7 protein-coding genes are annotated in these 6,903 nt (G+C 70.6%); 4 read left to right on the top strand and 3 right to left on the bottom strand.

Going from position 1 to position 6,903, the window contains the following annotated elements; translation table 11 throughout:
* A partial coding sequence (locus ACWD3C_RS01275) for a biotin/lipoyl-containing protein (RefSeq protein ID WP_451138740.1) occupies positions 1-932 on the top strand: 932 nt, incomplete at its 5' end.
* Positions 933-1,025: 93 nt separating this feature from the next.
* Here the strand turns inward: ACWD3C_RS01275 and ACWD3C_RS01270 are convergent.
* Entirely contained in the window at positions 1,026-1,388 is a 363-nt protein-coding gene (locus ACWD3C_RS01270; RefSeq protein WP_451138738.1) for a VOC family protein, read from the bottom strand.
* A 173-nt stretch (positions 1,389-1,561) separates the two neighbouring features.
* Between ACWD3C_RS01270 and ACWD3C_RS01265 the strand changes: the two genes are divergently transcribed.
* The 3 genes from ACWD3C_RS01265 to ACWD3C_RS01255 all read left to right on the top strand — a co-directional run bounded on the left by ACWD3C_RS01265 (position 1,562) and on the right by ACWD3C_RS01255 (position 4,253).
* Positions 1,562-2,620, top strand: a complete 1,059-nt coding sequence (locus ACWD3C_RS01265) for an LLM class flavin-dependent oxidoreductase (protein ID WP_451138736.1) — start codon at positions 1,562-1,564, stop codon at positions 2,618-2,620.
* Positions 2,617-3,588 (top strand): NAD(P)-dependent alcohol dehydrogenase, encoded by a 972-nt coding sequence (locus tag ACWD3C_RS01260; RefSeq protein ID WP_451138734.1) that lies wholly within the window; start codon positions 2,617-2,619, stop codon positions 3,586-3,588. Before ACWD3C_RS01265 ends, ACWD3C_RS01260 begins: the two co-directional genes overlap by 4 nt.
* Before the next feature lie 101 nt (positions 3,589-3,689).
* Positions 3,690-4,253 carry a TetR/AcrR family transcriptional regulator gene (locus ACWD3C_RS01255; protein WP_451138780.1) on the top strand — a complete coding sequence of 188 codons (564 nt, stop codon included), beginning with the start codon at positions 3,690-3,692 and terminating at the stop codon, positions 4,251-4,253.
* Between the two features lie 29 nt (positions 4,254-4,282).
* Here ACWD3C_RS01255 and ACWD3C_RS01250 read toward each other — a convergent pair whose 3' ends face one another.
* Both ACWD3C_RS01250 and ACWD3C_RS01245 read right to left on the bottom strand, forming a co-directional pair.
* A complete protein-coding gene (locus ACWD3C_RS01250; protein ID WP_451138732.1) occupies positions 4,283-5,242 on the bottom strand; it encodes a DeoR/GlpR family DNA-binding transcription regulator in 960 nt (319 codons plus the stop codon).
* 179 nt (positions 5,243-5,421) lie between these two features.
* Entirely contained in the window at positions 5,422-6,870 is a 1,449-nt protein-coding gene (locus tag ACWD3C_RS01245) for an NAD(P)H-quinone dehydrogenase (RefSeq protein WP_451138730.1), read from the bottom strand.
* Between the last annotated feature and the right edge of the window lie 33 nt (positions 6,871-6,903).

The following is a 6,903-nucleotide window of genomic DNA, read 5'->3' as shown; positions in this document are numbered from 1 at the left end:
TCCTCGTCGGCCTGGACGGCACGATCTCCTTCCTGGAGGTCAACACCCGCCTCCAGGTCGAGCACCCGGTCACCGAGGAGGTCACCGGCATCGACCTGGTGCGCGAGATGTTCCGCATCGCCGACGGCGAAGAGCTCGGCTACGAGGACCCGCCGCTGCGCGGCCACTCCTTCGAGTTCCGCATCAACGGCGAGGACCCCGGCCGGGGCTTCCTGCCCGCCCCGGGCACGGTCACCACGTTCACCCCGCCGTCCGGCCCCGGCGTGCGCCTGGACGCGGGCGTGGAGTCCGGCAGCGTGATCGGCCCGGCCTGGGACTCCCTGCTGGCCAAGCTGATCATCACCGGCGCCACCCGCGAGCAGGCACTGCAGCGCGCCGCCCGCGCGCTGGCCGAGTTCACCGTGGAGGGCATGGCCACCGCCATCCCGTTCCACCGCGCGGTCGTCGAGGACCCGGCGTTCACCTCGGACCCGTTCACGGTCCACACCCGCTGGATCGAGACCGAGTTCGTCAACGAGATCACACCGTTCGCGGCCCCCGCCGAGCCGGACACCGAGGACGAGCCTGGCCGGGAGACGGTCGTCGTCGAGGTCGGCGGCAAGCGCCTGGAGGTCTCCCTGCCCTCCTCGCTGGGCATGTCGCTGGCCCGCACCGGCCTGGCCGCCGGGGCCAAGCCCAAGCGCCGCGCGGCGAAGAAGTCCGGCCCCGCCGCCTCCGGCGACACCCTCGCCTCCCCGATGCAGGGCACCATCGTGAAGATCGCCGTCGAGGAGGGCCAGGAGGTCAAGGAGGGCGACCTCGTCGTCGTCCTGGAGGCCATGAAGATGGAACAGCCCCTCAACGCGCACCGCTCCGGCACCGTCAAGGGCCTGGCCGCCGAGGTCGGCGCCTCCGTCACCTCCGGCGCCCCCATCTGCGAGATCAAGGACTGAGACAAGGGCCGGCTTTCCGGCCGTACGACATCCCCAGCGCCCGGCGACCTGGAGCAACCCGTCGCCGGGCGCTCGGTTCCGCCCGGTTCCCGGTCAGCCGGGGCTCAGGCAGAACGGGTGTCCCGCCGGATCCAGGAGCACCCGCCACCGCTCGTCACCGGGCTGGTGGTCCGGCCTCACCGCGCCGAGTCGCAGTGCCAGTTTCTCCGCCTCGCCGATGTCCTCGACCTGGAAGTCGAGGTGGAACTGCTGGGGCACGTCCTGCCCCGGCCACTGCGGGGCCCGGTAGCCGTCGACCCGCTGGAAGCCCAGATCACAGTTGGGGGCGCCGGTCAGGGCGACGAACTCGTCGACGCTGTAGGACACCTGCATGCCCGTCAGCTCCGCGTAGAAGCGGGCCAGTGCCTTCGGGTCGGCGCAATCCAGGGTCACTCCCCGCAGTACGGCGTTCAGCATCGTCCCAGCCCTGCCCTCTCGTCCGCGCGGATGGTGCGAACACGACGACACCAGTCCAGTGCCGAGACCATAATCATCATGCTGTGCCACGCGGTACCGGTTTTCCGGACTCCGGCCGTTCGGCACGACGGCTCAGCACCTCACTCGACGACGAGAAGACGGGGAGAGTGGCCATGCGGACCGGCATCGTCATGACGGCACGGCCGGGTGTGGAGCGGTTCGCCGCCCGCGCGGAAGAACTCGGTTTCGACAGTTTCTGGGTGTACGACTCGCCGATGGTCAACGGCGATCCGTTCATCGGTCTCACGCTCTGCGCCAAGGCAACGCACCGGATCAGACTCGGCATCGGTGTCACCTCACCGGCCCTGCGTTCCGCGCCCGCCGCGGCGGCGGGCGTCAGCAGCCTCAACGCCCTCGCCCCCGGCCGTATCGTCTGCGGGGTCGGCACCGGCAACACCGCACGCCGTACGCTCGGCATGCGGCCCACGAAGATGGCGGAGCTGGAGTCGTTCACGGCCGCCCTGCAGGACCTCACCGCGGGCCGCGAGACGGACTACCGAGAGGGCACGCGGTCCAGCAGGGTGCGCTTCCTGCACGTCGGTCCGTACGTCAACACCGAGGATCCCGTGGAGTTCGTCGTCGCGGCGTTCGGCCTGAAGGCGTCCGCGATCGCCGGTCGGCTCGGTGCGGGACTTATCTCCTTCGGCATGCACGACCCGGCGGCCTGGTCCGCCCTCGGCCAGGCCCGGCGGACCGCCGCGCAGGACGCGGGCCGCGCCGAGAAGACACGTTCGTATCTCATGACCTCACTGCATCTCCTCGCCGACGGCGAGGACCGCTACGGCGATCCCGTCAAGGACTCGGTGGGGCACATCGCGCTGAGCGCACTGATCCTCGGCGCGGAGAACCCGGCCTTCCGCGCGGCCCTCACCCAGGAGGAGGCCGCCGCGGTCGACCGTCTGCTCCGGTTGCGCGGCACCACCCCCACCGATCCCCGCCTTCACCAAGCCCTCTACCACAACTACCTCGGCCGGCTGTCCCCCGAGGACCGCGAACTCATCGTGCCCTCCCTGGTGGACAGATTCGGCCTGGTAGGCACCGCGGACGAGCTCACCGAGCGGATCAACGAGCTGGAGAAGTCGGGGGTCGACGAGCTCGTGATCCAGCCCGTGGTGGACCCGGAGACCGAGATGACAGAGTTCGCACGGCTTCTGGCTGTGGTTCGCCCATGAAGGCCGCGGTGCACACCAGTTACGGCCCGCCGGACGTGGTCCGGATCGCCGAGGTGGACAGGCCCTCGGTCGGGCACGAGGACGTTCTTGTCAGGGTCCACGCCACGACGGTCAACCGCACGGACTGCGCCTACCGGGCGGCCAAGCCCTTCTTCGTGCGTACGTTCACGGGGCTGGCCCGGCCTCGGCGGACGGTGCTGGGGACCGAGTTCGCGGGAGTGGTGGAGGCGGTCGGCGGCGGGGTCACTTCGTTCGCGGTCGGTGACCGGGTGTTCGGGTACAACGAGGGCGCGTTCGGGACCCACGCCGAGTACCTGTCGGTTCCGCAGGGCGGCTCGATCGCGACGCTCCCGGCGGGCGTGACCTTCGAACAGGCGGCTCCCGGGACCGAGGGCTCGCACTACGCGCTGGCGTTCCTCAGGACGGCGCGCGTCCGGGCGGGGCAGGACGTCCTCGTGTACGGCGCGACCGGTGCCATCGGTTCGGCGGCGGTGCAGCTCCTGAAGAGCGTCGGCGCCACCGTGACCGCGGTGTGCGACACGGAGCGCCTGGAGCTGGTGAAGGGCCTGGGCGCCGACCGGGTCGTCGACTACACGGCCGGGGACTTCACGAGGGACGAGCAGCGCTACGACGCGGTGTTCGACGCGGTCGGCAAGAGCACGTTCGGCCGCTGCAGACGGCTGCTGAAACCCGGCGGGCTGTACCTGTCCTCGGACCTCGGCCCCTGGTCGCAGAACCTGCTCCTGCCGCTCGTCACACCGCTGTTCCGAGGCAGGAAGGTGAAGTTCCCTTTCCCGCAGGACGGCCAGGAGATGGTGCTGCACCTCCGGGAGCTGATCGAGTCCGGGAAGTTCAGGCCGGTCATCGACCGGCGGTACCCGCTGGACGAGATCGTCGACGCCTACCGGTACGTCGAGACCGGCCGGAAGACCGGCAACGTCATCATCACCGTCGTACCGCCGGAGTGACCGTCGGACCGCCAAGACCGCCGGAGTGACCGTCGGACCATGCGACACGCTCTGCCCCGAGCGGCGAGAATGGGTCCGTGACAACAACGCCTCCCCGCCCGATGCGGGCCGACGCGCGGCGCAACCACGAGCGGCTGCTCGTAGCGGCCCGCGCCGCCTTCGCCGCGCACGGCACGGACGCGTCCCTGGAGGACGTGGCGAAGCGCGCCGGCGTGGGCATCGGTACCCTCTACCGCCACTTCCCCCACCGCCAGGCCCTGGTGAGCGCGGTCTTCGAGGAGGCGGCGGCCGATCTCCTGGCCCGCTCCCGCGAACTGCTGGACGACCCGCAGCCGTGCACCGCGCTCGTCACCTGGCTGCGCGAGATCATCACGCACGCGAGCGAGTACCGCGGGCTGGCGCGGGCGCTGATGTCCGTGTCGTACGCCGACTCCGCGTCGTACGACACCGGTTCGCCTCTGGCCCGATGCAGCGACCCCCTCCGCCGGGCGGGCAGCGCCCTGCTGACCCGCGCTCAGGAGGCGGGCACCGTACGCCCGGACGTCTCCATCGGCGACCTGCTCCAGCTCACCAACGCGATCGCCCTGGCGGCGGAGGAAACCCCCGACACCCCGGACCTGGCCGACCGCCTCCTGGCCCTGACGGTCAGAGGCCTGAAGCCGTAACCGGCCGCCCAGCCGCCCCGCCGCCCCGGTCAGCGACGGCGGATGTCCGCCACCCTCGCCCGCTCCGTCCCCGGCGGCTGGTCCCCCAGCAGCTGGGCCGTGCGCAACTGCGGCCCACCGGGCGGCACCTGCCCCCGGCGCGGGCTCGGCAGCGGGACGTCCCGGCGCTGCTGGCGCGCCGGGACAGGATCACTTCCCGCACCGCCGGACGCCCCCGCGACCGCGATCTGAACCCCCTGGTCCGCCAGGGCCTGAAGCTCAGTCACCGCACGGTCGTCGTGGGCGGACGGCTCATCGGTCACCAGCCGGGTGATCACATCGGTCGGCACGGTCTGGAACATGGTGTCCGACCCGAGCTTGGTGTGATCGGCGAGGACGACGACCTCGGCCGCCGCCTGGACGAGCGCCCGGTCGACGGACGCGGACAGCATGTTGGACGTGGACAGCCCGCGCTCGGCGGTCAGCCCGCTCCCGGAGAGGAAGGCCCGGGAGACCCTGAGCCCCTGGAGGGACTGCTCTGCGCCACTCCCGACGAGGGCGTAGTTCGAACCGCGGAGCGTACCGCCGGTCATCACCACTTCCACCCGGTTGGCGTGGGCCAACGCCTGGGCCACCAACAGGGAGTTGGTGACGACGGTCAGCCCGGGCACCCGCGCGAGCCGGCGAGCCAGCTCCTGCGTGGTGGTACCCGCCCCGACCACGATGGCCTCGCCCTCTTCGACGAAGCTCGCGGCGAGGTCGGCGATGGCCGTCTTCTCGGCGGTCGCGAGATGAGACTTCTGCGGAAAGCCGGACTCCCGCGTGAACCCGCCCGGCAGTACCGCACCGCCGTGTCGGCGGTCGAGGAGTCCTTCTGCCTCCAGCGCGCGCACGTCCCGCCGTACGGTCACTTCGGAGGTCTGGACGACGCGGGCGAGCTCACGGAGCGACACGGCCCCGTTCGCTCGCACCATTTCGAGGATCAATTGACGACGTTCAGCAGCGAACACGAAACTGACAGTAACCCGGACGACCGTCTGCTTTCAGCAGTTTGCGCCGAATAGCAGAAGTTGTTCGCACAGAGGGTTCCGAAGTGGTATACGGACCTCCTCGCGCCGCCCAGGCCGTACGCACACCCGACAACTCCCCGTGAACAGCGGGGAGTCGGCCGGAACCGATCAACGGCGGATCAGAACTCGCCGCCGGACTTCCGTGTGTGCAACTGCCGCGCCACCTCGGCGATCGAGCCCGAAAGGGACGGGTACACGGTGAAGGCGTTCGCGATCTGTTCGACGGTCAGGTTGTTGTCGACCGCGATCGAGATGGGGTGGATGAGTTCCGAGGCACGCGGCGCCACGACGACACCGCCCACGACGATCCCCGTGCCGGGCCGGCAGAAGATCTTCACGAACCCGTCCCGGATGCCCTGCATCTTCGCGCGCGGGTTGCGCAGCAGCGGCAGCTTCACGACCCGGGCGTCGATGGCCCCGCCGTCCACGTCGGCCTGGCTGTAGCCGACGGTGGCGATCTCGGGGTCGGTGAAGACGTTCGACGACACGGTCTTCAGGTTCAGCGGAGTCACGGCATCGCCGAGGAAGTGATACATGGCGATACGCCCCTGCATGGCGGCCACGGAGGCGAGCGCGAACACGCCCGTCACGTCACCGGCGGCGTACACGCCCGGAGCCGAGGTCCTGGACACCTTGTCGGTCCAGATGTGCCCGGACTCCTTGAGCTTGACCCCGGCCTCCTCCAGCCCCATGCCCTCGGTGTTGGGAATGGCGCCGACGGCCATCAGACAGTGCGTACCGCTGATGACCCGTCCGTCGGAGAGCGTGACCTCGACCCGGTCACCGACGCGCTTGGCGGACTGGGCCCGCGACCGGGCCATGACGTTCATGCCGCGCCGCCGGAAAACGTCCTCCAGCACGCCGGCGGCGTCCGGGTCCTCGCCCGGCAGCACCCGGTCCCGGCTGGACACGAGCGTGACCCGCGACCCGAGCGCCTGATAGGCACCGGCGAACTCGGCACCGGTGACACCGGACCCGACGACGATCAGCTCTTCGGGCAGTTCATCGAGGTCGTACACCTGGGTCCAGTTGAGAATCCGCTCCCCGTCGGGCTGGGCGTCGGGCAGCTCGCGAGGATGCCCACCCGTCGCGATGAGGACAGCGTCGGCGACGAGGGTCTCCTCACTCCCATCGGCCGCCCGCACGACGACCTTCCGTGACCCGTCCAGCCCCTGCTGCCCGTCGAGCCGCCCGCGCCCCCGCATGACCCGCGCACCGGCACGCGTCACAGAAGCCGTGATGTCGTGCGACTGGGCAAGGGCGAGCCGCTTCACACGCCGGTTGACCTTGCCGAGATCGACGCCCACCACCCGCGCGGGAGTGTCGATGTGAGGGGTGTCGTCGGCGACGATGATCCCCAGCTCCTCGTACGAGGAGTCGAAGGTGGTCATCACCTCGGCCGTGGCAATCAGAGTCTTCGACGGCACGCAGTCGGTCAGCACCGACGCCCCGCCCAGACCGTCGCAGTCGACGACGGTCACCTCCGCGCCGAGTTGCGCCGCCACCAGCGCCGCTTCGTATCCGCCGGGTCCGCCACCGATGATCACGATCCGAGTCACGTACCCCATTGTCCCGCACGCGCCCGGGTACGCCCGCCCCGG

The organism is Streptomyces sp. NPDC002845, from assembly GCF_053591955.1.
This window is presented reverse-complemented; position numbering and strand designations above follow the sequence as displayed.

Coding starts and splice junctions, on each gene's coding strand:
- ACWD3C_RS01270 (WP_451138738.1), bottom strand. CDS start 1,388: ATGCTGAACGCCGTACTGCGGGGAGTGACCCTGGATTGCGCCGACCCG.
- ACWD3C_RS01265 (WP_451138736.1), top strand. CDS start 1,562: ATGCGGACCGGCATCGTCATGACGGCACGGCCGGGTGTGGAGCGGTTC.
- ACWD3C_RS01260 (WP_451138734.1), top strand. CDS start 2,617: ATGAAGGCCGCGGTGCACACCAGTTACGGCCCGCCGGACGTGGTCCGG.
- ACWD3C_RS01255 (WP_451138780.1), top strand. CDS start 3,690: ATGCGGGCCGACGCGCGGCGCAACCACGAGCGGCTGCTCGTAGCGGCC.
- ACWD3C_RS01245 (WP_451138730.1), bottom strand. CDS start 6,870: ATGGGGTACGTGACTCGGATCGTGATCATCGGTGGCGGACCCGGCGGA.